Below are 26,662 nucleotides of genomic sequence, written 5' to 3'. Positions count from 1 at the left end.
CCATGTTCCTCACGCTGCGCGACCGAGCATGAACGCCTCGGCACTTCTCCATTTTTCGACCTGCACCAGGCAGGAGTTGGGACTCATGCTGCTCGTGCCGGCGGTTTGAGGCCGGTCGGGGGTCAGCATATTCATACAACCGCCGATCTCGACGCGCTCGCCATCGATTTCAATCAGCTTGAATTCGGCACTTGCCTCGTACGACTTGACCACTCCCGCGGTGACCAGCGCCGAGACGTCGGCCGCGCAGATCACGGCGCCACGGTCGTTGTAGACCTTGACGAGGTCACGATGGGCAATGCCTCGAATGGCCGCATCGGCCGGACCAAGCCTCAGCAGCCAGAAGCGGTGCCCGCCAATCAGCGCGCGATGGTCCTCGACGCTATTGACCGAGGAGTTCTTGCCGTCACAGTGGGTATGGAAGCTGTAACGGCTGTGAGTGGCGATCAACTGCAACGGATAACGCTGAGCGAGGTCCGAGCGCAGCCCCTCCCACGAGGGGATATACCGGTTAAGAGGTGGCCGCTCGGGATTGTCCGCAGTGTGCCGCTTCAGCAACTCGGGCACGAACTCCAGCTTGCCGCTCGGCGTCTGCAGGCCCATGCCGAATTTTTCCGAAAACTGGGACGGCAGCGGATGGGGTTCCTGCAGGTCCTTGCGCCGTCCCTCCGCGAACCAGCGCATGTCCACCGGGTGGCGCAATTCGGGCTTCTCCGGCGGCACGACGAAATAGCCCTTGCGGCAGAACCCGCGCCACGAAATGTGATCGGGCAGATCTGACGAGTCGAAGACCCGCCTGACCCAATCCAGTTCACTGCACCCCTCGGTGAACACCCCGCCAAGGCCCAACCGCGTCAGGATGGCGGCGAAGATATCGTAGTCGGAACGGGACTCGCCCAAAGGCTCGATGCACTTGTGCTGCAGTGTCATCACGCGATGATTGACCGTGCTAAACCCGTGGTGGGCATAGCCGCCGGAATTCGCCCATTCGCCGATATCCCAGCGCTCCAGCGCGGTACATGCAGGCAGGATGATGTCGGCGAACTGGGCCTCGCCCTCCATCCAGATCGACTGGTTGACCACGAACTCGATGCTCGGATGCCGGTAGGCCTCGGGCCAGCGTCCGGAATTCGTCACCGTGCTGAAGGCGGACCCGCCGTAGCGGTAGATCATGTGGATGGGCGAATAGCCGGGCATGGGGTAGCTGAACGGCGCGAACTGGGCTTCCTGGGACATGCCGTCCCAGAGGTAGCCCGTCGCATGGCCGTTGATAATGGCGTCGGGCAGTTGCTGCCGCGGGACCATTTGCTTGACCGGATTCATGGACAGAATGTGCGGCATGCGCTGGTAATTGTTCACCGCATTGGCGGTCCACGCCAGGTCGCCGGATATGCCGCCGTCCGCGTAGCCAGGGAAATAGAAATGGAGGTCGTGGGGCACACCGGCTTCAAGGCAGCCGAAATTGACCCCCGGCTTACCCCAGCCCTGCATCGCCATCATCATGATCATGCACCGCGCCCATTGCGCTCCAGTCGCACCTCGGCCTGCTCCACCGAATCCCGCGCCGGTCATCCCCACCGCGAGATGGACCTTCCTGTTCCCCCAACGGCGCGCAAGCGCACGAACATCCTTGGCGGGCACACCGGTCTCGCTCTCCTGCCACTCGGGAGTCTTGGGAACGCCATCGGATTCGCCGAGAAGATAGGCCCTCCACTCGTCGAATCCGGTCGTGCGCGTGGCAACGTAATCCTTGTCGTACAGGTCCTCCACTGCCCACACATACATGATGGCGGTGGCGAGCGCGGCATCGGTTTGTGGTCGGACCGGAATCCAGCGCCCGCCCAGCAATTGCGCGGTCGGGTTGCAGTGCGGGTCGATATGAACGAACTCAATGCCGAGTTCCTTGGCCCACAGGCGCCGCGGCGTGCCCTCGAATCCCGCGTACGCCCCGTTGGTACTTTCTGGGTCGCAGGACCAGAAGACGATCATGTCGGCTTCCTCTAGGCAATCCTCCACTCCACCGTAGCCGGATGGCACGCCGACGCGCATCGAGTTGCCGAAATGATGCATGGCACCCCAGTACCAGCCCTCCCAGCTGTCCGGATTGGCCGCGACCCGGGTGAAGCCGATCAGGTTGGCAAAGCGGGTCAGTGCGCTGAGGTAGTAGCCCACGTTGCCCCACTGGTGATGAGACGACATCGGGAAGGTGATGGAACCGGGACCGTGAACGCGTTTCTGCCGGTTGATTTCCCTGGCGACAATGTCCAGGGCCTCGTCCCAGCTGATACGCACATAGCCGGATTTGCCCCGGTTCTGTGGATTGCGCTCGCCGTCAGGGTCGAAGTCGACCCGCTTCATCGGATGAAGGATGCGCTTGTCGGAATAGACGAGTGACTTGAGCGTCAAGGCGTGGGGTGCTACCAGGCTACGCCGTGGCGGGCTGAAACGGCGTCCGCGCGCCTCGATCACATAACTGGGCGCATCCGTGCTGTCCAGTTCGATGGGAGTCACCCGAACGACGCGGCCATCCTTGACGTAGACGAACAGAGGACCGCCGTTGGTACAGGTGGTGTAGCGGCGCGTGCCATCGCGCAGAGGCGTGCCCATCGGCAGGCCGACGGTGCGCATCATGCCCAGGGTCTGCATTAGCCAAACCAGCAGTTCGTCCTCGCCGTCGGTCACCACCTTGTAATTCTTGGCAGCGTGGATGATCTCGCCCTGGTCAGGGTTCGGAGAAAGGAATTTCAGGGCGGTGGCGACATCCTTGAAGGCCATGCGCACATCGGCCCGCGGATGCTTGCCGGCGCGCGACCGCACGCGCCCGTTCCTGAATGTGATGACGCGGCCGACGCTTTCATCCATCAGTCCGATCCAGGCCACGAGATCGCGCTCCTTCAGGCGATCACGATAAGCGGGAAAGCGGCGTGCCGTCAGGTCAAGAACCTTGGGCAAGGCAAACAGAATGGTCTTGAGGACCTGTCGTTTCATTATTCAATCCAAAGAAAAGCTTCGTTTGCTGCGCAAGCGCAGGCATGACGGCATGACTGACCGCTTCCCCGGGCGGGCGAATATCCCGGGTGAGCGCGGCCATGTCAGGCTGTAAGTCAGAGACCCGGCAACGCCGGGCTCGATTGCAGCAACATGTCGCAATCGACCGCGAAATCGCGGACCGCAGCCGGGTCCGGGTGGCGAAAAATCATGTCCATGTCTTCGATGAGCGTTTCAAATCTCTCGATTCGTGCATTGGCGATCTCTACGCGCTAGAACGTATAGGCGACGTTCAGGAAGACGTTAATGGGATCGATTCGCAGCGTCGATCTGGAAACGATGTGCGTCCCAGTTGCGGTCGTCCCGTCCAGGGTAAGGTGAGTCTTTAGCGGAACGTAACCGACAGCGGTTCCGACAGACCAGTGTTTTGTGATCGCATAATTTGCCCCGATTTCAAATACCGGATTCCAGGACGAACTGAGTGACGCGTGTGCCGAGCCGCCCGGACCAAGGTTGTCCGTGACGAACTGGCTGTTGGTTGTCCGAACCTGTGTGAACCATGTGTAGTTCACCCCTAATCCGACGAAAGGACGGAATTTCGACTGGGCTGCAAACAGGTGGTATCGAAGGACGATAGCGGGCGGGATCGGTCTCGTCGACCCGAGGGTTCCATACTTCTTGAGCGTGCCATCGCCGACCAAGTTCACTGTGAGTGGCAATCCAATAAGCGTGGCGACGCCGATGTTGTCGGTGACGTAATATTCGGTGGTAATTCCCATCGTATCCGTGGAACTCGCGTGCGCGCCGGTGCCGGAAAGTTGCTGATTCACCGTAACGCCGCCGACGCCTTCTACTGTGAGCGGCGTTGCATTTCCCTGTGGCGCGACGTGAAGCCACCCTGTCGAAAGCGTTACGCTTCCTGCCGATTGCGCATTGGCATTGCCGATAAGCGCAGCCGAGCAGATGCAGGCCACCATACCTACCGAACTGATTGCGCGTTTGTAATTCCGCATGTCTCTCCTCCTGTTGCTCTGTTTCGAACTTGTTATGAATCATCGGTGTCGCAACTGGAACTACCCGAATGATTTTTTTCATCATTTCGTATAGCTAAACACATACCACGTACTCAGATCACCCCACGCCCTGGTAAGCGTGCATGGCCAGGCGTTCCGTCTCAGGCGGGAACGCGCACCACGTACCGTCGCGGTGCCGGAAGAAAAAGAATCCAAGCGGGCCGGCCGGTAGCAGTAGCTCGATACGCACGCAGGGTCTCTGATTCGAGCGTGCGCGACTGAATCGAGTAACGCGAACCGGCGTCGAAGAAGTCGGCCCAAGCCACTTTTCGACCTGCGAACGCAAAGACCGTTCTGCTCCGATACTCATCCTCTCCGTCCCTCAACAATTAGGTGTTCTAATCTCAAAACACTGGCGGGTGTCAGTACCGCGACTTCGCGGCACCTACGCTCGATTAATCTTTAATCCGGGTGCGTGACTGCACCCATCCATGTGATGTCGCGGCTCGTGTCACGTTGCGCTGCCATGCGCATCTGCCCCTGCTGAGTCTTCCTCTCCCAACGGTTGCTCTGCCCGTGACGGCCTCGCGGCGGCCGCGATCGAAAATGCGAACGGAAAGCGCCCGAGCGCGGATGTCGCCAATGCTTCAAACGCGGGGTCGGCAAGTTCGACCTGGAGCGACATTCCGCGCGAGGCGTCATCAATGAGGCGAACGGTTGCATCCGCGACGCCAGCTTCCGCGAGCGCCGACTTCAGGGCGTCTACCGTTTCGCGCCGTTTAAGCGCTGGTTTGAAGATCTTGCCGACGCCGGTCAGTGGCATCGCATCCACGATCCGTATCCCCTTCGGCAACGCGGCGCGTTCGTTGATCTCGTGACGCAGAAACTCGGCCAGTTCCGCTTCGGTTGCGGTTGTGCCTGGCTTCAGTTGGACATAGGCGACCGGCAACTCGCCCGCGTGCATATCGGGGCGCCCTACAGCCGCGGCGATCTGGACTGAGGGATGGCGATGCAATGGTTCCTCGATTGCCGCAGGGTCGATGTTGTGTCCGCCCCGGATAATGAGCTCCTTCTTGCGGCCGGTGAGCCAGAAGTAGCCGTCAGGGTCGCAGCGTCCGAGATCGCCGGTATTGAGCCACCGCCCGCCGTCGCCACCGTCCATCCAGATGCCATTGTTCTGCTCCGGCCGCGTATAGCCAGCGAACACGTTGGGCCCCGAGATAACCAGCTGGCCGACCTCATCCGCAACGCAATCCCGAACATAGCGGCCAGCTTCATCGACCACTACGGCTTTCATTGCCTGCCCTGGAAGACGCAGACCAATCGAACCGACCCTGCGCTCTCCAACCGGCGGGTTCACGCTGCTAACGCAGGTACCTTCGGTGAGGCCGTAGCCTTCGAGGATTCTTATTCTTGTACGATCCTGGAAAGTGCGAAGCAATTCCACCGGCATGGGGGCGGCACCGCACAACCCATACTCGAGTGAACTGATATCGTGTTCGCCAACCGGAACGTCGAGCAGCGATCCGTAGAGTGTCGGGACACCGCTGAAGAAGTTAATGCGGTAATGCTCGACGATTTCCCAGAAACGATTTACAACGCCCTCGCCCCTGTAACCTTGTGGTGTGCCGAGCACGACGTGGGCACCACGCGAGAACGCCAGCAGACCTGTCACCATCACGGCGTTGACATGGAAAAGCGGCAGTCCGCAAAAAATCGTTTTCCCTGGCCCAATGCTGTCGCCGAAGAATTGACCCGCGTTCCACGCATTGGCCACCTCGTTGCCGTGCCGGCGAACCGCAATCTTCGGCAGTCCAGTGGTGCCGCCCGTGCAGAAGAATGACGAGACATCATCGCTGCTCATCCGACGCGTGCTGCTGAGCGCCTCCCCGGATTCCCTCGCAATGGCGGTGCTGAAATCGTGGATGCCGACATGTGCGGGAACGGCACCGTGCACTCCGGCAGGCCCATGCAGATTTGAACACTCGCCACGTTGAAGCATCCGGGCCGCAAGTGCCTTTTCGCCCGGCATGCGGGCGGCCGGATTCACGAGTACCAGATGCTGCAGGCAAGGGAGCTTGTGCAGCACTGCCTGCACCTTCTGCCAGAGGTCGGTTCCGGGCAGCGGCACCAGCGTGACGAGCACGCTCGCGCATGACGCGTTGAGCAGTTCGCCGATGGCGTCACTCTCAAGCAGCGGATTGATCGCGCAGACAATCCCGGCGGCTTCTCCGCCCCAGATCACAAAGTGCGTCTCAGGGAGATTCGGCAGAACGTAAGCGATAACGGAGTCGCGCTGTACTCCCAGGCGCGCAAACATGTTCGCGGTTCGCGTGACATCGCGCACGAATTCGCTGTACGTCCAGCACTCTGCGTGCCGGTGGTCGTCGGCGGTTGCAAAGAAAGAAAGTGCGGGTGCCGACGGATTAATCGCCGCGCCCCGGCAGATCATCTCGTAAGTGCTCGACGGAAGATCCGCCGGCAGTCCCTGCGTTTCGATGGCAAGGACTTCGTCCATGTTTGCGATGCCTTTCATGCGGCCTGTTCCACAACGACGTTATGCTGCACGCCCAGATCGATCGAGCGATCGTAGCTGGCGATGTGCGCCTCCACGACGTCTCCCACTCGCAGGTACTGCGGTCTTTCCTCCTGCATCTTCAGGAAAAGACGCCATTTTTCCGCGTCGGGCAGCTGCGCCGCGGCGCGTTGCTTTTCGGGCGATGGAATGCTCAATGCACAGCCGGACGGCGTGCCCGTCGCGAGCAGATCGCCAGTGTGCAGATCATGCACGCCTGAAAGCTCCGACAAGGTTTCTGCCGGTCCATAGACAAGACCCGCGGTCGTGTCATTCTGGCGGACGGTTCCGTTTACCGTCAGCGTCAGCACGAGTTCCTTCAACTTCGGAATATCGTGTTTCTCGAGGAGGCAAAGGTAAGGGCCGACAGGGCCGAACGTGCGATAGCTCTTGCCCTTGTAGAACTGCATCTGCGGAATCTGGATGTCGCGCGCGGAATAGTCGTTGACGATAACGGCGCCAGCGATGTACTCATGCAAGTTCTCTTCGGTGACAGTCTTTCGCGCCCTGATGCCGCGTTTGAGGACAAGACCGAGTTCGATCTCGTAGTCGAGGAACTGCACCTCCCTGGGCTTCACGACGGATGAGTCGGCGGGAACGATGCAGCTCGTCGCCTTCGTGAAGATCATGTTGAACTTCTTCACATCCGGATCCATGCCGGACTCGATCATATGCTGGCGATAGTTCGCGCCCTGGCAAAGGAACTGCTGGTTGTCAGTAATGGGCGACAGCCAGTCCACCTCCGACTCGGGAATCGTCGAACCGCCTAGCACCAGCAGCCGTTCGACTGGATTCGCCTCGATGAACTCGGCGGTCGTGTTGAACTCGCCGGGAATCGGCGTAATCGCGCCGTTGGCCACGATGCCCCATTGGGCGCTGCCATAGTGACTGTAATGCAGAACATGAAGTGCCATTTATCGATCTCCGGTTTCTATTGAAGGGTTTGGTTCAGGCGAAAATCTTTGCCAGCGAGCGCAGCTTGCTCAGCGTCAGGTCGGGGCTGCGGCGCAGGTTCCTGAAGAGCGCCGCGATGCTCGCAGGCGTGAATTTGGGCTTTGTAAAACTGCGCGGCATTGTCGGCCCCCATTGCGCCATCGCTTCGCGGCTCACCGCGTGCACACCCGCCGGCGCATCCGCCGTAAAGAGATCGCCGTCGCAATAGTGTTCGTGCTTGTCGCCCCACGGGTCCTGCCAGTAGTCGAATATCTGGCTGCCCAAAATATGGCGACCGATCCCCCAAGCGTGCGTCCAGCCCTTTTCGCGCAAGACGCGCTGCCCCATGCCGACCGCGTCGGCATCGACGACTTCGTAGGCGCTATGGCTGTAGGTGGGCAGGAAGCCTTGTGCAAGCGCGAGAGTATGGTGGTCGGCCGGCTTGTCACCCAGATCGAGCCGCATGAACGCGACGACGGGCGAGCCATCGGGGAGCACTTGTACATCGCTGGGGATGAAGCCGAAATGCTGCGTGTACCACGCGCAGGTTTCCTGATAGTCGACAAGCTCAAGCACGACATGTCCGAGCCGGGCGATTTCCGGCGCGCACTCGGGCGGTCGCTGCGTCGCGTTAATCCGGACAGCCGCATCGGCGGAATTAAACGGCAATGGCGACCGATGGGATAGCGTCGAAGCCGGCGATTGGCCCCATATCGCATCAATGCGAAAGCCTGAAGGGTCGGTCAGTCGTACCAGATAGCCGCCGCCGGGCAAGGGAGACCGTTCGACGTCCGAGGCGCCCGGCAGTTTTGCAAGTGCATCAAGCTCGGCCCTGTTATCGACCTGCAGACCGAATCCAACGAACCGGGACTTTGGTGCCTTCCGGACGACATAGCAAAAGTGCGAAGCACCCGTTCCTCGCAACAGGAGGAGGTCTTCACTGAGCGACACCGTCTGTAGCCCGAAATCAATGAGAAATTGCTCGGCTTTATCGAGGTCTGGTCGGTCGAATATCAGATAGGCCAATGCCGACGCTTTTGTCGTGGGATTGGGGTGACGGCTCGGCTGTGCAGTAGTCAGTTTCATGGCAATGGGAAATCAGACGGGTCGGATGACGTATGCAGCTTCCAGGGTTCGCGCGCGGATGAGACGGCGGGGCTGCACCTGCAAGGCAAGTCTTTGGCGCACGAGCCGATTTGCATCGGCGGCCGGAGTGTCCTGGCCGATCGTCGCGTGCGATCGATCGGACCGAGGCAGCCCGTTCGACAGGCACGAGCCCGCGAAGAAATGCGGCTTCGAGGTCTTCCCAACTATCGTGTTGGGCGAGACGAAGCCGTTGCTCCCGATGGGCAATCTGGCCATGCCGCTTGACGGCGCGGCACCCGCCTTTGCTGCTGTCTCCACAGTCACTCCATCTGTCGTTTGGCGTTTGCCATGTTGTCTGTAACGCTGGCTCTCTGCCGTCGTTAGTGACATTAAAGTCATCGCTGATACTTTTGTCAATAGAGGGATTCCATCTATACATGGACGTGGGGACGCCTCGACCTGTCATGCCCGACGCCACAAATCGCCGGGCAGCAAAGCGTCCCAGCCATACGGCGCCAGTCGCCCCGATCGACGTACCGGAATATTATCTGAACCGTACAGTTTATTTTTGTTGACAGGTGCGCTCCCCATAACTAGACTGCTCGTACTGGAAAAGAGGGCAAGGGAGCGCGGGGGCATGCAAGAGAGCATGGATATTCGGAGTCGGAACCTTCAACGGTCCTGCCGCATTCGATCAAGATGACCACCCGCGACCCACAGTTTCTGGCTCGTCCACACGGACACCGCATCGCGACCGATGTATGTCCCACATAAATGAAATAGTCGCTTCGCGCGCCCTACCCCTCATCCAGACTGCCAAATGCTGACGTGCAACCATCCCATCTGTTTCCGAGATCGTCATATGACGGCAAATGCTGAGAATTTCCCAAGTCAGTGCGGCAGCCGATTTCCCGCCCGGCCGCGACCGAATGCAACTCCGCTCAGATACGTGTCGCGCGCATGAGCCAGATCTCGCCAGTGCATACTCTTCGCCACCTTCACGTCGTGCGACAAGTGGTCACCGTCATACTTCGCCTTATCGCGCTCATCATGTTCGGCCTGGCCAGCGCCGCTCTGAATGCGGCGGCGCTGCCGCCCTCCAGTCTGGACGCTCCTGCTGATGTTTCGCCCTCCATGGGCGGAGGTTCCACCACTTTGCAAACGCTCAATGCGCTGCAGAATAGACAGGACCAGATACGGCAGCGTGCTTCGACGGCAACAAGCGATGCGCAGTTGTTCGAACTGGATGCACTGAGCCGGCACGTCGCCGAAGACGTCGACAGGCTGATAACCACGTCGCTGGAGCCTGATCGCGCGAAAACGCATGCACAGCTCGACGTACTCGGAGCCGCACCCGCTTCCGAATCCGCAGCGGAAACGCCCGCAGTCGCCCAACAGCGCAATGTGCTCGCTGCTGAGCAGTTACAACTCGACGCCGAAATCAGGCAAGCGGCAACCATCAAGGAAAACCTTGCCAAGCTGAGCGCCCAGATCACCCGACTGCTGCACAACCATCTAAAGGATCAGTTGGCCCTTCGTTCCGACAGCGTAGTCAGCACCGCGTTCTGGGCACCCGCGTTCCATCCCGACGCAGCTGATTATCAGCGTCTGCGAGACTTCACTGGGCAGATCCAAAGGCAGATTCAATCGACGTGGCAAGCAGGGCATCGGGTCGTAACCGCGCTGCTTGTGCTGTTCGCTCTAGCCATCGCAACGATTGGCACGCGGCTTCTTGACAGAGCATCGGAACGGTTCTGCCTGCACCGCCTCCCGGAAGGCCGGTTACGGCGCAGCGCGATGGCGATCTCGACCGTATTCGCGTCCGTGGCGACCACTATATGTGTCGTTGATCTATTCTATTTCGCGTTGACCCGCCAACAGGCGGTGCCCGCTACGCTGCAGGGCTTCGCCAGCGAATTCATCAAACACGTGGTGACCTGCGCGTTGGTTGTTGCTCTCGGCCGGGCATTGCTTAGCACACGACATCCGTCATGGCGGTTGCCGGCCATCGCAGATCCGGTCGCTCGCGCGCTACGTCCTTTCCCATGGATACTGGCCGCACTGTTGCTATTTTCAGGTGCGGTCGAGCAACTCAACCGCGCAATCGACACGAGTCTGCAAATTACCCTCTTTACTCGTGGCGTGGTTGCGTTAGTGGTCGCGCTAACCATCGGTATGTCGCTTTTACGAGCAAACCGGGTACGCCGTGCGCTTGCCGCTGCAGGAGAATCGCCCGAGGCTCGTTCGACTCTCGCCGGGATTATTCACGCCGCCGTCTGCCTTGCCGTCGGCGCTTCTCTGATTGCATTGCTTTGTGGCTATGTTTCGTTTGCGCGGTTCCTGACCTACGAACTGGTCTGGTTCGATCTCGTACTGAGCAGCGTTTATCTGCTGACAAAGCTCGCCCATGATGTTTCCGAAAGCGTATTTTCGCCATGCCACGCCAGCGGCAAAGCAGTCGGGCAACTATTCGGACTGCAAGAAGTCCATCTTGCACAGGTGGCAACGATCCTGTCTGGCGTTCTTCGTAGCGCATTGATACTGGCTGCAGTCATCGCACTGCTCACGGGGGGGCTCGGGACGACGCCATCAGACCTGATCGACAGCATTCTCAGCGTGCTCGGCGGCGAGCGCTTACACGCGCTCAATATTGTTCCCGCCCATATTTTTAGCGCTATCTTTACCTGCGCATTATGTCTGTATCTGGTCAGGCTCGTCCGTAAATGGCTCGACACCGAGTTTCTGCCCAAGACGCAAATGAGTTCAGGTATGCGCGCGTCGCTGCTAACGGTGTTCTCCAATGTCGGCTATGTCCTCGTCGCGCTGCAAACCTTTTCTGTACTCGGTGTGAAATGGCATAACCTGGCGTGGATCGTCAGTGCATTGTCAGTAGGCATCGGCTTTGGTCTGCAGGAGATCGTTAAAAACTTCATCTCCGGACTAATATTGCTTGCGGAACGGCCGGTCAAAGTAGGCGACATGATCAGTATCACCGGCATTGAAGGCGACATCCGGCGTATCAGTGTACGTGCAACCGAAATACAACTCGCGGACAGATCAACGGTAATCGTTCCCAATTCACACCTGATTTCGCAGAATGTGCGGAACGTGACAATGGGAAACAAAACGCAGGGAGTTGTCACGCTGAGCCTTACGTTTGCGCTGGACATCGACCCAGAGCAGGTACGCGACGTTCTTCTGGAAGCTTACCTGGATCATCCATCGGTTCTCGACCGCCCCGCGCCTTCGGTGATCTTCAGCCAGTTGACGCCTGATGGAATGACACTGACCGCCACCGGATATGTCGCCAGCCCCAGGATCGCCGGCGACACGAGAAGTGATCTGCTATTTGCAATCCTGAAGCGACTACGTGCTTCGGAAATACCGCTGTCGATCTCCCGAACGGTCGTAGTCCGGGATATGAGCGGTAGCATTTCGAACCAGCAACCCACAGATCGCAATCCCGGACCGGCAGAGCTTCGGATTCCGTCTACAGTCATCGAATAGATAGTCATCCAAAATAGCACGCCTGAAATTTTTGACTTCTACAATGGCGCGAAATACGCGCAAGCTTTCAAGCCGCGTCAAGCCCTCTACAGACGTCTTGCCTTTGAACTGCCGACCAATGAGTCGTCGCACAAACGACTTGATCCCGTCCGCGCCGATCAGATAACAGGCCTTGACTGCAAGGTTGCATTCATTGCGAGATCCAGTGACGCTGCCGGGCGACTGGTTGCTCGCCGAAGGCTGCCATCTCGACAGTCACTCCATATGTCGTTCATTAGACCAGCCTCTTTTGCCGTTGACACTAACATCATGGTTGCGTACTTTGTCAATGTAGACGTTTGAATCTATACTTGGGCATGCCCAGGATCGGATCCATCAATGCCTAACCCATCAAATCGCCGGACAGCAAAGCCCGCAGCCCCTGCCGCACCGTCCCCAACACCCGTCGCAGAAGAGCGCGAGCCACGCGGGGCGCGCCGCAAGCGCGAGACGCGCGCCCGACTGCTCGACTCCGCCCTCAGGCTCATGGCTGAGAGAGGCATGGAAGGCGTAGCGATCAACGAGATCACCGAGGCTGCCGACGTCGGCTTCGGTTCGTTCTACAACCACTTTGAATCGAAAGAAGAGATTTACTCGACGCTTGTCGACAACGTCTTCAAGGACTTCGCGGACGTGCTGGACCGTGTTGCCAGTGGCCTTTCCGATCCGGCCGAGGTGGTTTCCGTCTCCGTGCGCCACACGGTGATGCGCGCGCGGCGCGACCCCGTGTGGGGACGTTTCCTGATACGCGAAGGGTTTTCAGCGCGCGCGCTGAGCCGCGGTCTTGGTCAGCGGCTGCTGCGAGACATCGCCAACGGTATTGCGGCCAAGCGCTTTGTGCTTGCAGATCCGCTGATGGGCTTTCTTTCAGTGGGGGGCACCGTGCTGTCCGTGATTGCCGCGGACCTGAATTTCGTCGCTCCCGGTGCACCCGCGTCGAACGTACTCAAGGAACTTGGGTTTAGTGGAGAGCACTTGCCCGAGCGTACAGCGGCCACGCTGTTGTACACACTCGGGATCAAGCGGGCAGAAGCGGAGAAGATCGCGGCGCGTCCGCTGCCTGCCGTCGACGAGAGGACTGAAGCCGTTTAAGTTCGAGGGCCCGGTCACACTAATTCCGACGGTTTGGCCGCCTGAAATCAGCCGCCAAGGTGGCGGACCGGGGAACAAGTCCGGTCGGCCGCTAGCGATAGAATCCACCGGCTAAAGCCTTGACACTAGCAATGAGCTCGCGCTCCTGGTCGTCGAGAGCTTCGCTGTGGCACTTCGCAAGTTCGCTAAGCGCTCGCGACAGAGCTCGGACCGGATGAGACGCCGACGGCAAAAACGGCCACGCATGGAGCAGGTAGATGAGTGGCGTAATCTCGCGGCGTTCGCACCAGCGATCAAAGAGCACGATGCACACGTCATTGGCCACGTTACGCAAGCAGGAATCGTCGTTCCCGCTGCTGTTGCAAGGCTCGGTCCCGACGATCTTGAATGTTCCCGCGTAGGTGCGGTGGCGGTTTCGTTCCATGTTCCTTCCTGTGCGCGGCGCGCCAATTCCTGCATCGGTTCAGCCCGCCAGAGCCGGGCATGACAACGCCGAGCCTCCCGTGCCGGCAGGCACGCGCGCGGGCGCAATCGTGGACACGATCGCCGACGCCGAAAATTCCCGGACGGCGTCGCCAATTTGAGTGCCTATCCTTCTCACTGCGACTCGATGGCCGTTGACGAGTGCATCGTAGCCGGCCGATACGGGCTGGCTGACTATGCTGCGGCAGGTCAATGTTCGTGAGTCGTTCGACTTGCGTACACTCCAGGTGACGTCAATCAACGCGTGTGAGCCCGGCCACGACTCAAAACGCTGCACGTCGACGGAGACCTGATACGTGCGAGCGTCCTCAGCATGACCTGACTGGAACGTGTCGGGTCGGCCCGTCGGCCGAGTCGCGGCTGCGAGCAGCGCATTGCGGATCTCGTCTGCAAGCGGCGATGCCCAGCGCTCGTCTTCCAGAATCCTGACGCGCGCCGCATCGACCTGTACGACGATCTGGCTCCTTGCCACTGAAACCGGCACCTTCGCCACGCGCATGTCGATCCAGAAGGCAGGACTGACCGTGACGCTTTCACGCGTCGGTTCCCTGTCAGTGCCGAGGGTATAGAAGTGTGCCGGCGGGGAAGCACAGGCGCTCAGCGCGGCTAGAGCCACGACGGTTGCAATACGGGCGACCGCGCGCCACGCGCGGGATTGGATGAGGTTCACCGTTGATCTCCTTTCTTCCCGAACAGGAGCGCCTGGGGATGACGTTCCAGATAATCGGCGAGCGCATTGAGGGATTGCAGGGTGCGCGTGAGTTCCTGCATGGCATCCTGGACGTCCGACTGCATGGGCGCCGTCTGCCGGAGCGTCGTTTCGGCGGTACTGAAGGTTTTCTGCGCCGCCGCTAGCGTGTCGCGGGCTTGTGGAACGACCTGTGTGTCCATGTGACCAAACAGCTTGTTGGCGTTTTCAAGTGCACCGTTAAGGTTGGCTCCGATCTTGTCGAACGGCACCTGATTCAGCTTCCTCGCAATGTCGGCTATCTGCACCTGAAGTTCGTCAAGGGTGTTCGGCACAGTTGGCAGTTCAATAGGATTGCGATGTACATCGACACTCGCCCGAGGTGCTTTCGGAAACATGTCGAGTGCCACGAATAGCTGGCCTGTCAGCAGATTGCCGGTCCGCAACTGGCCGCGCATTCCCTCCATGACGAGGTGTTCCAGCAACTCATGACCACCCTGCGAGTTCGGAGCCGGTAGCGCTTCGTTGGAGCGCCGGCTGAGCCGGTCTGGATACAGCGCCAGCGATACCTTCATGCTGAAACTCTTCTCCTTTTCGTTGTATTCGATACCGATGTCCGTCACCTGCCCCAGCGCGATGCCTCTAAGGTCGACAGGCGCGCCGACAGACAGGCCACGCAGCGACTGGTTGAACCGCATCACGACATTGAGCGGCGCGCCGTCGGGCTCGCGCATCGCGTCCGACTCGTCCGATGCGAGCCGGAACACGGCCTTGTCCCCGGCCGTTTGTCCAGCGTCCTGACCCGGCGGCGACTGGAACGCCAGGCCTCCGACAACCACCGTCGCCAGAGATTGTGTATTGAGCTTCAATCCGTTCGAATCCAGACGAAGGTCAACACCGCTTGCGTGCCACCACCGTGTATTGGTGCCGACATACTGGTCAAACGGGGCAGTGACGAAAACATTGACGATGACGCCGGTGCCATGCGGATAGAGCGAGAAGCCGACCACCTGGCCTACCTTGACGCGATGGTAGAAGATCGGTGCGCCGATATCGACGGAGCCCAAAGATTCCCCTCTCAGCGTGTACTGATGCCCCCGCTGCCCGGAAGTGACAATAGGCGGACTTTCGAGCCCGACGAACGCGGCTTGGCTTTCCGAAGACTGCCCGACGTCGACACCGATGTACGCGCCGGACAGCAGCGTACCGAGGCCCGAGATGCCGTTAGCGCCCACGCGCGGACGAACCACCCAGAAGCGCGTGCCTCGGTTCGCGAACTTTCCAGCCTGCTTGATCAGATCGATCGAGACGATGACATGCTGCAGATCCTTTGACAGCGCGACCGACTGAACCGAACCGATCTCCACGTCCTTGTATTTGACCTTCGTTTTGCCCGCTTCCATGCCCTCAGCGTTGCTGAATGTGACCGTCACCGTCGGCCCCTTGTCGGTGACGGATTTGACTACCAGCGCAACACCGATCAGCGCACAGATGAGTGGCACTAACCAGATGAGGGAGGGAATCCAGCGTTTTCGCGGCTTGATGTCAGGTCTGGGTGGCGTGGGAAGATGCATCGATCGTGGAGTGGGTAGAAAATATGAGGTTATTGAGGACTGCGGAAGCCGCTAAAGGAATTCGTTCATGGCCGTGAACCACGCGCTGGCTCGCAGCGCACGTTGTCCCAGATCAGCCGCGGATCGAACTGATGCGACGCGAGCATGGTGAGAATCACCACCGCGCCGAAGGCCAACGCGCCCGGACCGGCAGTGACAACGGCAAACGAACCGAAGTGCACCAACGCGACCGTCAGTGCGACAACGAAGACGTCGAGCATCGACCACCGGCCTACGCACTCAACGAGCCGATGCAGCCTCGCGCGTTCGAGCGGCTGCCAGTCCGGACTGCGACGGGCTGCTACGATCTGCAGCGTGAGAATCGCGAGCTTGAGCATCGGCACGACGACGCTGGCGACGAACACGACGACGGCGAGCGGCCAGTCGCCTGACGTCCAGAAGTACGCCACACCGCCGAGGATCGTGTCGTCCTCCGAGTGGCCAAGGGACGACGCGTGCATGATAGGCAACAGGTTCGCGGGTATGTAGGCGAGTGCCGCGGCAAGAACGAGGCTCGACGTGCGCGTCACGCTATCGGGATGGCGCGTGTGAAGCATCGATTCGCACCGGGAGCAGCGCTGGGCCGACGACCCCGCAATGTGCTTCTGCACCAGTCCACAGGTATGACACGCCACGAGCCCGGCGCGCCGCGCCGTCATAAGCGCTGCCGGCGCGGGCTTCAGCCCGAAGAACCTCAGCCGTCGCGAGGCGCACCGGCGCTTTACCCTGGTCCAGCGGATCTCGGTGGGTCGTCGAAGCTTTATTTCGTCCCGCGCTGACCACAGCACGCGCGGGTCGAAAGCGCCGAGAAACGCCAACATCAACGTGAGTGCGCCGAATGCAAACAGTCCTGGCCCAGGGATCACCTGCGCCATGCTGACCATTTTCACGATCGTGATGACCACGCCGAGCATGAACACTTCGATCATGCCCCATGGACGGATGAGCTGCACGACGCGAAGCATTCGATTGAAATGGCGTACTACCTTGCCAAGGCGCAGCGGAACAAGCACATAGAGAAGCGCGAGGAGTTCGATCAGCGGAAACAGGATCGCTGAGCACAACACCATCGTTGCGACGATGCGCATGTGGCCCGTCCATAACGCCCACACCGCGCCAAGTAACGTCGCCTCCGAGGTCATACCGTTGGTCTGCAGTTGTATGACCGGGAAAGCCTGCGCTATACAGAATGTGATCAAAGCTGCGACGGTGATCGCCCCAATCCGGTCGAGCGGCACGCTCGCTCCGTGCGCTCCTTTCAGGCTCGCACGGCAGCGCGAGCAACTCGCTGCCTGCCCGTCCCGCAGCAGAGGCTTGCGAAACAGCAGATCGCACTCGTGACAGGCGATCAGTTTCTTATATTCCATACTGGGAACTGGACAACCTGAAGTTGTGGCGCGTTCGATGCACGTGAAGTCCGGCTTGCCCCTTCCTGTACGTCGGCGCATTGTTATTTCGGATTGAAAACGACTGCTCCGATACCCGGCGGTACAGTCAAGGAAGAGCGGCCTGACTGGCAGGCCGCCCTCCGCGGCTTCATCGACGCGCGATCATTGCGTCGACGCTGTTTGCGGCTGGCCTGGCGGCAGTTCGCCCATCGACTGGAACAGGGCAGCGGTATCGGTCATGCGCTGGCTTGCCGCGCGCACGGCGCCGATCTGTGCGCTGAGAAAGCGCTGCTCGCTGGCATGCTCCGCTGTTGACGGCAGCGAACCCATGCGGCGGCGCGACGCGGTATCGTCGAACCCCGCCTGCGCGGCCTGTGCCGCTGCTTCAGTCGATGCGAGTGTCTGTGCGTCGTTATCCAGCGCGGCAAGCGAATCCGCGACATTCTGGAACGCCGACAGAACGGTGGACTTGTAGTTCAGCACCGCCGCATCGTAAGCATCGATTGACGCCTTGCGGTGCGCGAACAGCGCGCCGCCATGGAAAATCGGCTGCGACAGTCCCGCACCGATCGCCCACAGCCCGCCCGCGCCCGAGAGAACCGCCGGCCAGCTAAAGCCGCCGCGGCCCATCGAAGCCGTCAGCGACAGGCTCGGAAAGAGCTGCGCGGTCGCAGCGCCGACATCGGCGGCAGCGGCTTTCACGGCGGCGTCGGCTGCCTGAACGTCGGGGCGCGAACGCAGCAGGTCCGACGGCACCACGACGGGCACGTGTTCAGGCAAGCTCAGGCTGTCGAGGTCGGGAACCGCCGGCGCGTTGTCCGGCGTGCGGCCCATGAGCACCGCGAGCGCGTGAATTGCCGTGGCGCGCTGCTGGCGTAACGCAGGAAGACTCGCCGCGGCCGAAGCCGCATCCTGCGTCGACCCAAGCGCCTGCACACGCGAGACCGAGCCGAGTGCGTAGCGTTGCTGGTCCTCGTCCGCGGCCGTCCTGGCCACGGCGACGAGCCGTTCGGTGAGCGTGATCTGGCGATCGAGTGCCGCCACGCTGATCGTCGTGCCGACGATGTTTGCCGCGAGCGCGCGCCGCGCCGCCTCCAGTTGATACGCCTGCACGTCTACGCGAGCGGCGCTGGCCGCGTTCGCCGAACGGGTCGCACCGAACAGGTCGAACGTGTAGGACGCGAGAAACTGTCCGGCAAAAAAGTTGTAGCGAACCTCACTGGGGCCGAGGCCGGGCACAACCGGTGAACGCCCGCGATCGACCTGTGCGGCAGCATCGATTGAAGGCAGCGTCGATGCGCCGACCTGGGCGCGCAGTTCCTGCTGCGCGGCTGCGAGCGTGCGCTGCGCAGCCCCGAGCGTGGGGCTGTTGCCCAAGCCTTCCTCGACCAGTGCACTCAGCGCGTCCGACCGGTAAAGCCGCCACCATTGCGGAACGCCCACTGCGCCGACATCGAACTGCTGCGCGACGCCGGCCGCGGTGACGGTCCTGGCCGGTTGTGCTTCGGCACCGTAGTGCACGGGCGAAGGCATCGCCGGGGGCGCGCCGTTCGGGCCGAACGTGCAGGCCGTCAGTGCGATGGCCGCAGCCACCGCCATTACGGATGTCTTATACGAAAGGCTCATCATCAATTCTCCGCATGTTCGGCGACGACCGGCTGCACCCCGCGCTCGTCGTGCCGGACCCTGAAGCACGCCGCGTACAGCGCGGGCAGGAAGAACACGGTCAGTACCGTGGCAATCGTGATGCCGCCCATCAGTGCGGTCGCCATCGGACCGAAGAAGCCCGAGCGCAGCAGCGGAATGAGGGCGAGCACGGCGGCCGCAGCCGTCAGCATGATCGGCCTGAAACGCCTTATCGTTGCGCCGATAATCGCGTCGAAGCGCGCATGCCCTGCCGCGATATCCTGATCGATCTGGTCGACCAGAATCACGGAGTTGCGCATGATGATGCCGAACATCGCAATCACGCCCAGCAGCGCGACGAAGCCGAAGGGCTTGCCGAACAGCAGCAGCGCGGCCACGACGCCGATCAGGCCGAGCGGCGCTGTCAGCACGACGATGAAGGTCCGCGCGAAGTTCTTGAGCTGGATCATCAACAACAGCAGCACGGCGATGATCATCAACGGCATTTCGGCATTAATCGACGTCTGGCCCTTCACGCTTTCTTCGACCGCGCCGCCCACCTGAATGCGATAGCCGACCGGCAGCCTGGCGGTTTGCGCCGCGAGCGCACGTTCGATGTCGTGGGTCACGTCGATGCCCTGCGCGTCGCCGCGCACGTCCGCCTGCACCGTGATAGTCGGCTGGCGGTCACGTTGCCAAATGACGCCGTACTCGAGCGTATTGCGCACGTGCCCGAGCGAGGCGAGCGGCACTGGGCCGTTGGGCGTCGGCATTGCGAGGCTCGTAAGCTGTGCCGGGTCGACGCGTTCGGTTTTTGGCGCACGCAGATCGACACTGATCAGCTTATCGCGCTCGCGGTACTGCGTCACCGTGTAGCCCGACAGCGTCATCGCGAGGAAGTTCGATACATCTTCCGAGCTGACACCAAGCTGGCGCGCCCGGTTCTGGTCGATCTCGAACGAGATCGAGCGCTCCGCCGGCTCGTCCCAGTCGAACTGCACGTTGCGCGTACGCGGATCAGCGCGGACCTTGTCCGACACGTCTTGAGCGATCGATCGCACGGTTGCGATATCGTCGCCACTCACGCGGAATTTGATCGGGAAGCCGACCGGCGGACCATTCTCGAGCCGGGAGACGCGCGCCCGCACGCCGGAGAAATCCTTCTCGAGTTTGCCGTCGAGCCAGTGCATCAGTTCCTCGCGGTTTTCGACGCTTTTTGCCGTAATCACGAATTGCGCGAAATTCGGCTGCTGAAGCTGCTGGTCGAGCGTCAGGTAAAAGCGCGGCGCGCCCGTGCCAACAAAGTCGACGAAGTGGTCTATCCCGGCCTTACCGTCGAGCGCCTTTTCGAGGCGCTTCGCTTCACGGAGCGTCGCTTCGAACGAGGCGCCTTCCGGCAACCGCAGATCGACCAGCAGTTCCGGCCGTTCCGAGTTCGGGAAGAACTGCTGCGGCACGCGCGTGAAGGCCAGCATGGAAATCGCGAAAGGCGCGACGGTGACGCCGAGCACGACCCATCGACGCTCGACGCACCACGCAACCCACCCCGACAGGTGCCGGTAGAAGCCGGTGTTGCCGATTTCATGCGGATCATGGTGTGCACCGCCGGGTTGAGGCTTGCGTTCCGGCAGCAGGTAATAACCCAGCAATGGCACCAGCACGACGGCCGCGAACCACGAAACGATCAGCGCGATGGCCGACACTTCGAAGATCGAACGCGTGTATTCGCCGGTGCTGGATTTAGCCAGCGCAATCGGCAGGAAGCCGCATACGGTGACGAGCGTGCCTGTCAGCATCGGGAATGCCGTGCTGGTATACGCGAACGCTGCCGAGCGCGCCCGGCTCCAGCCCTCCTCCAGCTTCACCGCCATCATTTCGACGGCGATGATCGCGTCGTCGACGAGCAGGCCCAGCGCGAGCACGAGCGTACCGAGGGAAACCTTGTCAAGCCCGATATTGAACATGTGCATGCAAAGCGCCGTCACCGCCAGCACGATCGGAATCGTGATCACGACGACCATGCCCGTGCGCAATCCAAGCGAGACGAGGCTCACGACCAGCACGATCGCCACCGCTTCGCCAACCGATCTCACGAACTCGTCCACCGAGTGCTTGACCGCGTGCGGCATGCTCGACACCGGCGCGAGTTTCAGACCCGCCGGCAGCGTGGCCTGCAGTTCGGCGGCTTTTGCGTCGAGCGCCTTGCCGAGGTCGATCACGTCGCCGCCCTTTTGCATCGTCACGCCGATGCCGAGCACCGCCTGGCCGCCGACGCGCATCTGGGTCGCCGGCGGGTCGTCGTAACCGCGCGTGACCTTCGCGATGTCGCCCAGCCGGAACGTGCGCCTGTTGATGGTGATGAGCATGTCGGAGAGCGCCTGCACATCCTTGAGCGCGCCGCTCGGCCGCACGAACACGCGGTCGTCCGCGGTCGTGATGGTGCCGACGGGCGCCACGGCATTCTGTGCGTCGATCGCCTGCGCGAGCTGCTGCGGCGTGATCGAAAGCCGCGTGAGCTGCGCATTCGATATCTCGACGAAGATGCGCTGATCGGGGTCGCCAAAATAGTCGACCTTCGCCACCCCGGGTACGCGCAGCAGGACCGTGCGCAGCTTGTCAGCGTAGTCGTGCAGTTGCGCCGGCGAAAAGCCGTCGCCTTCAAGCGCATAGATGTTGGTGTAGACGTCACCGAACTCGTCGTTGAAAAACGGGCCGACCGCGCCCTTCGGCAGCGTCGCGGCAATGTCGCCGACCTTCTTGCGCACCTGATACCAGGTTTCCGGCACTTCCTTGACGGGGGCCGAGTCCTTCATGGCGAAGAAGATCATCGACTCGCCCGGGCGCGAGTAGCTCTTGATGTTGTCGATGTTCGGCGCGGCCTGCAACTGGCGGCCGATCCGGTCAGTGATCTGTTCCTGCACTTCGCGCGCAGTCGCACCAGGCCAGTAGGTCTTGATCACCATCGTGCGGAAGGTGAACGGCGGATCCTCCGACTGCGCGAGTTTCGTATAACCGATCACGCCGAAAAGCGTGGCGAGGCCAATCAGAAAGATCACGAGCTGCTGATGACGCAGCGCCCAGGCGGAAAGATTGAAGCCGCTTTCGCCAGATCTGTCTTCGCCGGAAGACGGGACAGGCGCGCTCTTGCGCACGGATTCATCGTCGCGTGAGTTCATGACGGGGAATCCTCCGGATGCAGCGGCGCCACCACCTGCACATGCTGGCCTGTGCTCACGGCGTGTACGCCCTGCACCATGACTCGGTCGCCGTCGTGGAGGCCCGATGCGATGGAGACCGTGCGCTCCTCATATCGCTGCACCGTCACAGGGCGCAGCTCGAGCGTATCGGTGCCGGCACGCACCACCCAGACTGCGGGGTGCTCGCCTTGGTGAAAGAGCGCCGTCACAGGTATTGTGAACGGCTGTGCGGCTGCCGCATTGCCGACGGCATTGAACGCAACGGTCGCGGTCATGCCGGGGCGCACTTCAGGGCTGGGCGCGCTCAGGGTGAGCTTGATGCGCCATGTCCGGCTTTGCGGATCTGCGCTGGGCGAGACCTCGCGCACGCGAGCTTCGAACAGCTTGCCGGGTAGTGCGGGCAGGCTGACGCGCGCCATGCTGCCGACTGTCACCGAGCTAAGCGTCTGCTCGGCAGCGTCGCAGATGATATCTACGTCGCCTGTCCAGTCGAGGTGATAGATGGATTGGGTTGCCTGAACATTCTGGCCCGTGTCGGCGTCCTCCGACGTAATCACGCCGTCGTGGTCCGCTGTCAGCGTCGCATAGCGCAGATTGTCCGACGCGAGCGCCATCTGCGCGAGCGCCGAGTCGCGCTGCGCAGTAGCGGATGCGTACGCGTCCTGCGTCTGTTCAAGCTGCGCAGGTGCAATCAGGTTTGCTTGCGCCTGCGCTTGATCCCGATTGAGCTGCTGCGTCGCGTAGACAAACCGGTGTTCGGCGGCATCGAGTTGCGCCCGCGCGTTCGCCAGATTACTGCGCAGATCCGTCGGATCGAGGAGCGCAACGGTCTGCCCCGCCTTGACGACGTCGCCGAGACGAAGGCGCCGTTCGATGATCTTGCCGCCCACCCTGAACGAAAGCGCCGTGGAGTAGCGAGCCTGCACCTGAGCCGGCAGCGAAGCACTTACCGTGCGCCCGTCAGCGTGCACGGCCACGGCGACTACGGGCTTCGGCTCCGGAGCGGCGGCTTCGCGCGGGTGGCATGCCGAGAACAGGACCGCGCAGCAGGCCGCAAGCGCCACGCGTGCGCATTGCAGAGATTGGACGAAGGAAGGTAAGAAGCAACGCGCGGGCGCCTGCGCGATAAGGCCGGAATGTTTCACGATGTTCACAAGACGGGCAATAACCCAAGTAAGAAAGTTTCCTCATGCGGTGCAAACCTGAAGTGCCAGTAAGCACAGTTTGCTATCAGCGAGGACCTACAAAACCAGCTCTGTTGATACGTTAGTTGTCCTTCTTTAGACGTACATATCGGGGTACGCCACCCGGGTACGACTCACGCTGTCAGTGGTCGACGCCGCGCCCGCTTATGCCTAGGCCCAATGATCTGCCAGCCTGTCAGTTTCGCCCGAAGACTTGGCGAGACCGGAAAGGCATTTTTTCGCTCCGTCGCCATTAATCAGCTTTGCGTACGTCCGGTTGCGGGGCGGCCGGAATGAGATTAGACCCATTACTGATAGACTTGTCAACCATGACATATGAATCTAGAATCTGAAAATCGAACAAATAAGATTACGGAGCCGACATGCCGGACGCCCTAAACCCGCGCACCAGGCGCGCACGCGCGCTCAAGGCGCCAATCGCATCTCGCGACGCCGTCAACGGGAGCTTCCCGCGCGGCGCCCGTCGCAGCCGCGAGACGCGCGCCCGCCTGCTGGACGCTGCGCTGCAACTGGTGGCGGCCAATGGCTTGAGCTCCGTGACCATTAACGAAATCACCGCGGCAGCCGACGTCGGGTTCGGCTCTTTCTACAACCACTTTGAGTCAAAGGAAGGCATCTTCACGGCGCTGATCGAATGGCTGTTCGAGGAATTCGCAAATTCGCTCGATCGCCTCGCCGCGGGGTTGTCCGATCCGGCGGAAGTGATCGCCGTCTCAGTGCGCCATACGCTGTTGCGGGCCCACCGCGAGCCGGTTTGGGGGCAACTTCTTATCCGCGAAGGCTTGTCGCCGCGCGCGCTCAGCAGGGGTCTCGGCCTGCGCCTGCTGCGCGACAGCGAGAAGGGCATTTCAGAAAGGCGCTTTGTGATCGCGGATCGGCTCGTGTCCGTTATCTCCGTGATCGGCACGGTGCTCGCGGGAATTGCCGGCGAACTGCAATTAGCCCTCTCGTCGAAGCGCACAGTTCGTGCGCGAAAAGCGCTTCGCTCGAAGGAGGAGAAGTTTGCGCAGCGAACCGCCGCCATCGTGTTGCAGGCGTTCGGTCTCCCACGTGTAGAGGCCGAGCGCATCGCACGACGTCCCCTGCCCAGCGTTCCCGCCGGTCAGACCTTGCCGTGAAGGCGCGACTAGCGCGAGCTTTGCGCCCCTTCGCATCTGTGGGCGCACGGCCAAGATACAGAATCGGACGGTAGGCGCGATCGCACCGCACATCTGATCAGACGAACGTGCCGCCGGTCAGATCTGGTAAAGGGCGCTCACGAGATAGCGGCGGCGCAGTTCCCGCAATGACGATGCGAGGATGGCGCTGACCGGCAAAGCCAGCAGCGCACCGAAGAATCCGAACAGCCGCCCAAAGCCGGCACGCAAAGATCTCCGCAAAGATGATCGAGTGGCTTTCGTCGCTGGGTCGAAGTGTCGGCGGAAGACACCGTCTTAACCGCGGGGACCCGGCGATGATGCGGTCGCCCGCCGGCGCATCCGTCAGATTCGCGTCGCAACTTTAGCGGCGCTGCGAGTCATCCTGGCATTACCCTGTTGACGTGACGGGTCTTGCGGTGTCGCCGGCGTGCGGGTGCCTATCTGCGAACGCCCGCCGGGTCGCCCGGCGACCTAAATCCACAATGGAGGCGCCTTCGGATGGGGCTGCGGCATCATCGCCGGTGCAGCCATCGCGGGAACGACAATCGCAATGACCCGAGGTGTCGGCATCACGATCGTGGAGCAACCGCAGACCATCGCAGCGAGCGGGAACTGGCACAGCAAGGCGAAAAAGAAGCGCGATCGTCGCATCATTCCTGCCACCGATGCAGCGAATCGTTCAGGTTTTGGTCGAACAGTTATGGGTGACATCTCCGCGGTTGATGCAGCGTGCGCTGGCGTTGGGGCGACTCGTCTACGCCATTTCGTGGACGGGTCTAAATATGATGACAATATCATATTTGATTATTAACATCGCCGTAGATTTAAAAAAATGCAAGCGCGCTGCACCGGCGGTCGCAATGCGCCGCGCGCTGCGTTGCCGTCCGGCTCGCGGACGGCGGCAGACGCGCTGAGCAGTCAATGCGTGAGGACGCTCGTCTGCGCGGCTAGGCGCTCGACCTCGAGTAGCGCCTGGCCAAGCACATCGATAGCCCCATTCGTGGTGGAGGCCGTAGCAGCGCTGCGCAATGCATGCTGAACGACTTCATGAATGACTTCCGTGTTCGATGAACCGACCTGGAACATGTTTTGGTGTGCCATAAGCATTCCTGCGTAAATAGCGAAGTGTGTATGAGTGGATGCAGTATAAGCAAAGCGCGCCATCATTCGACGCGCGCAACTATGAGTTGCGAGATCTTCAATACACGGGGTTTGCGTGAACCGCGAATCGCGGGCAGCAGAACAACAAGCGGACGCTATTCCCGTACTCACGTCCGGTCTTATTAACGAACCTCTGTCGAGGCGTCCACGCTCGATCCGCTGATATCGTTGACGTGACGCCCAGTTTGAAACCGCCGAAGCGACTACGGTACGTGTCATTCAGATGGTCCGCAGCGTCCGTGCCTTCGGACACGGTATAGAAGCGCGCGGCACTTCAGGGCAATCGGCTGCGAGGCTTGCAGCGACGGCAACTCTCCGTTGCTCCGGGGGATGCTTGTAAGCAGACGGTAACTGACTAAACTGGCACCAACGAACTGGCAAACAGCACTCATGCCTCGCCAGACCGTTGTTCCCCAAACACCGCGTCTCCTGCACGACGCTCGATATGGAGTCTGATCATGCAAAAGTCGAAGACCTTCCTCCCCGCCCCTGTTGTCGCCTCACTCCTGTCCTTCTCGACCGCCGCATTCGCTAACAGCGATGCTCCCCAAAAGTATGAGCCAGCGGCTGCGCAAACGGTTCAGCGTAAAGCGGTTGAGGGTCAAACGGTCGGCTACCACGACCGCACGAGCGCCGCTACACGACATGCAATGGACTTTCAGGCGGTGTTAGCCCGCGTAGAAGCCCAACGGCAGGCGTTCAACAACTACGGCGGGGTGGATAGTTCGTCCGCTTCCCGCCCCTCAGACAACGTAGCGTCGAATCGATCCGTCGACTTCAGTACCGCAACGGCGCCCTGGCGTTACAAGGCAATCCTGGCCGCGCGCTGATACGGCCTGCGGCTGCCAATCGCATCAAATTCAGGACAACCAGCTAGAAAAATTGAAATGAAAAAGACCTTCGCCGCACTGTTCGCATTCCTTACCAGC

At 61.1% G+C, this 26,662-nt stretch carries 19 protein-coding genes; 5 read left to right on the top strand and 14 right to left on the bottom strand.

Annotated elements, in window-relative coordinates; genetic code table 11:
* Positions 1 to 9 precede the first annotated feature (9 nt).
* The 5 genes from B0G82_RS28655 to B0G82_RS28630 form a co-directional block, all read right to left on the bottom strand.
* Complete coding sequence (locus tag B0G82_RS28655; RefSeq protein ID WP_121309819.1) at positions 10 to 2,988, bottom strand: molybdopterin-dependent oxidoreductase; 2,979 nt, start codon at positions 2,986 to 2,988, stop codon at positions 10 to 12.
* A 272-nt stretch (positions 2,989 to 3,260) separates the two neighbouring features.
* A complete protein-coding gene (locus B0G82_RS28650; protein ID WP_121309818.1) occupies positions 3,261 to 4,001 on the bottom strand; it encodes an OmpW family outer membrane protein in 741 nt (246 codons plus the stop codon).
* Between the two features lie 511 nt (positions 4,002 to 4,512).
* Positions 4,513 to 6,537 carry an acyl-CoA synthetase gene (locus tag B0G82_RS28640; protein WP_121309816.1) on the bottom strand — a complete coding sequence of 675 codons (2,025 nt, stop codon included), beginning with the start codon at positions 6,535 to 6,537 and terminating at the stop codon, positions 4,513 to 4,515.
* A complete protein-coding gene (locus tag B0G82_RS28635) occupies positions 6,534 to 7,490 on the bottom strand; it encodes a fumarylacetoacetate hydrolase family protein (RefSeq protein WP_121309815.1) in 957 nt (318 codons plus the stop codon). Before B0G82_RS28635 ends, B0G82_RS28640 begins: the two co-directional genes overlap by 4 nt.
* A gap of 34 nt (positions 7,491 to 7,524) precedes the next feature.
* Positions 7,525 to 8,595 (bottom strand): VOC family protein, encoded by a 1,071-nt coding sequence (locus B0G82_RS28630; RefSeq protein ID WP_121309814.1) that lies wholly within the window; start codon positions 8,593 to 8,595, stop codon positions 7,525 to 7,527.
* A 960-nt stretch (positions 8,596 to 9,555) separates the two neighbouring features.
* On the opposite strand from B0G82_RS28630, the gene B0G82_RS28620 reads away from it, so the two are divergent.
* Positions 9,556 to 12,102, top strand: a complete 2,547-nt coding sequence (locus B0G82_RS28620) for a DUF3772 domain-containing protein (RefSeq protein WP_241974859.1) — start codon at positions 9,556 to 9,558, stop codon at positions 12,100 to 12,102.
* A 378-nt stretch (positions 12,103 to 12,480) separates the two neighbouring features.
* Positions 12,481 to 13,233, top strand: coding sequence for a TetR/AcrR family transcriptional regulator (locus tag B0G82_RS28610; RefSeq protein ID WP_121309811.1), 753 nt, complete (start codon positions 12,481 to 12,483; stop codon positions 13,231 to 13,233).
* A gap of 91 nt (positions 13,234 to 13,324) precedes the next feature.
* On the opposite strand, the gene B0G82_RS28605 is transcribed toward B0G82_RS28610, so the two are convergent.
* From B0G82_RS28605 to B0G82_RS28575, 7 genes are all read right to left on the bottom strand, one after another.
* Complete coding sequence (locus B0G82_RS28605; protein WP_121309810.1) at positions 13,325 to 13,657, bottom strand: hypothetical protein; 333 nt, start codon at positions 13,655 to 13,657, stop codon at positions 13,325 to 13,327.
* Between the two features lie 39 nt (positions 13,658 to 13,696).
* Entirely contained in the window at positions 13,697 to 14,386 is a 690-nt protein-coding gene (locus B0G82_RS28600; RefSeq protein ID WP_241974857.1) for a PqiC family protein, read from the bottom strand.
* On the bottom strand, positions 14,383 to 15,978 hold the full coding sequence (locus B0G82_RS28595) for an MlaD family protein (RefSeq protein ID WP_121309809.1): 1,596 nt from the start codon (positions 15,976 to 15,978) through the stop codon (positions 14,383 to 14,385). Before B0G82_RS28595 ends, B0G82_RS28600 begins: the two co-directional genes overlap by 4 nt.
* A gap of 65 nt (positions 15,979 to 16,043) precedes the next feature.
* Positions 16,044 to 17,384 (bottom strand): paraquat-inducible protein A, encoded by a 1,341-nt coding sequence (locus B0G82_RS28590; RefSeq protein WP_121309808.1) that lies wholly within the window; start codon positions 17,382 to 17,384, stop codon positions 16,044 to 16,046.
* A gap of 183 nt (positions 17,385 to 17,567) precedes the next feature.
* Positions 17,568 to 19,031, bottom strand: a complete 1,464-nt coding sequence (locus B0G82_RS28585) for an efflux transporter outer membrane subunit (protein WP_121310898.1) — start codon at positions 19,029 to 19,031, stop codon at positions 17,568 to 17,570.
* Between the two features lie 2 nt (positions 19,032 to 19,033).
* Complete coding sequence (locus B0G82_RS28580; RefSeq protein ID WP_121309807.1) at positions 19,034 to 22,207, bottom strand: efflux RND transporter permease subunit; 3,174 nt, start codon at positions 22,205 to 22,207, stop codon at positions 19,034 to 19,036.
* Positions 22,204 to 23,292 (bottom strand): efflux RND transporter periplasmic adaptor subunit, encoded by a 1,089-nt coding sequence (locus B0G82_RS28575; protein WP_241974856.1) that lies wholly within the window; start codon positions 23,290 to 23,292, stop codon positions 22,204 to 22,206. Before B0G82_RS28575 ends, B0G82_RS28580 begins: the two co-directional genes overlap by 4 nt.
* Positions 23,293 to 23,795: 503 nt before the next feature.
* On the opposite strand from B0G82_RS28575, the gene B0G82_RS28570 reads away from it, so the two are divergent.
* On the top strand, positions 23,796 to 24,551 hold the full coding sequence (locus B0G82_RS28570) for a TetR/AcrR family transcriptional regulator (RefSeq protein WP_121309806.1): 756 nt from the start codon (positions 23,796 to 23,798) through the stop codon (positions 24,549 to 24,551).
* A gap of 117 nt (positions 24,552 to 24,668) precedes the next feature.
* Here the strand turns inward: B0G82_RS28570 and B0G82_RS28565 are convergent, their stop codons facing one another.
* Entirely contained in the window at positions 24,669 to 24,800 is a 132-nt protein-coding gene (locus tag B0G82_RS28565; RefSeq protein ID WP_258879276.1) for a hypothetical protein, read from the bottom strand.
* A gap of 322 nt (positions 24,801 to 25,122) precedes the next feature.
* Here B0G82_RS28565 and B0G82_RS39540 point away from each other — a divergent pair, with 322 nt between their 5' ends.
* Positions 25,123 to 25,383 (top strand): hypothetical protein, encoded by a 261-nt coding sequence (locus B0G82_RS39540; protein WP_147439587.1) that lies wholly within the window; start codon positions 25,123 to 25,125, stop codon positions 25,381 to 25,383.
* A 107-nt stretch (positions 25,384 to 25,490) separates the two neighbouring features.
* Here B0G82_RS39540 and B0G82_RS28555 read toward each other — a convergent pair whose 3' ends face one another.
* A complete protein-coding gene (locus B0G82_RS28555) occupies positions 25,491 to 25,673 on the bottom strand; it encodes a hypothetical protein (RefSeq protein WP_121309804.1) in 183 nt (60 codons plus the stop codon).
* Between the two features lie 518 nt (positions 25,674 to 26,191).
* Between B0G82_RS28555 and B0G82_RS28550 the strand changes: the two genes are divergently transcribed.
* Positions 26,192 to 26,563 (top strand): hypothetical protein, encoded by a 372-nt coding sequence (locus B0G82_RS28550; RefSeq protein WP_121309803.1) that lies wholly within the window; start codon positions 26,192 to 26,194, stop codon positions 26,561 to 26,563.
* The last annotated feature ends 99 nt before the right edge of the window (positions 26,564 to 26,662 follow it).

This window comes from Paraburkholderia sp. BL17N1 (assembly GCF_003634175.1).
GTDB lineage: Bacteria > Pseudomonadota > Gammaproteobacteria > Burkholderiales > Burkholderiaceae > Paraburkholderia.
This window is presented reverse-complemented; position numbering and strand designations above follow the sequence as displayed.